This is a genomic window from Streptomyces sp. UNOB3_S3, assembly GCF_020740895.1.
Classification (GTDB): domain Bacteria; phylum Actinomycetota; class Actinomycetes; order Streptomycetales; family Streptomycetaceae; genus Streptomyces.
Genome location: NZ_JAILXP010000785.1, coordinates 1 through 519 on the forward strand (window position 1 = coordinate 1; position 519 = coordinate 519).

At 72.3% G+C, this 519-nt stretch carries 1 protein-coding gene and 1 pseudogene; one reads left to right on the forward strand and one right to left on the reverse strand.

Annotated elements, in window-relative coordinates; genetic code table 11:
• Nucleotides 1–192: pseudogene (locus K6I33_RS35630) on the reverse strand (AraC family transcriptional regulator); the annotation flags it as partial.
• 130 nt (nucleotides 193–322) lie between these two features.
• Between K6I33_RS35630 and K6I33_RS35635 the strand changes: the two are divergent.
• Nucleotides 323–519: beta-galactosidase (locus tag K6I33_RS35635; RefSeq protein ID WP_229358907.1), on the forward strand; the 197-nt coding region annotated here is incomplete at its 3' end.

A 519-nucleotide genomic window follows, 5' to 3' on the forward strand; every position in this document is an offset into this window, starting at 1 on the left:
GGTGTGGACGTGGGGGTCGGGGGTGCGGTACCAGCCGGTGCCGGCGCTGATGACGACGGCGACGTGGTGGTCGAGGGTGCGGGGGCCGACGGTGGGGAGGGCGCCGTGCTGGAGTCCGACGCCCAGGCAGACGAGGCCGAGCCGGTGGTGGACCGGGCCGGGCGTGAAGTAGCGCATCCAGGTGTGGTACACGCGTGTCCGCCCTCCACGGCCGCCGGGTGTCCAATCAGGGCCGATCTTTGTCCATGGCCCCGGCTCCCGCCAGAGGGCGAGGATGGTCGCCGTTCGCGGTGTCCGGGTGGTGCGAGGGAAGGCGGGGTTCGTGCCGGAGTTCGTGGTGGGGGACGAGGATTTCGAGCTCGACGGGCGGCCGGTGCGGCTGCTGTCGGGGGCGTTGCACTACTTCCGGGTGCACGAGGGGCTGTGGGCGCACCGGCTGGGGATGCTGCGGGCGATGGGGCTGACGTGCGTGGAGACGTACGTTCCCTGGAATTGGCACGCTCCGGTGGTGGGTGGGCC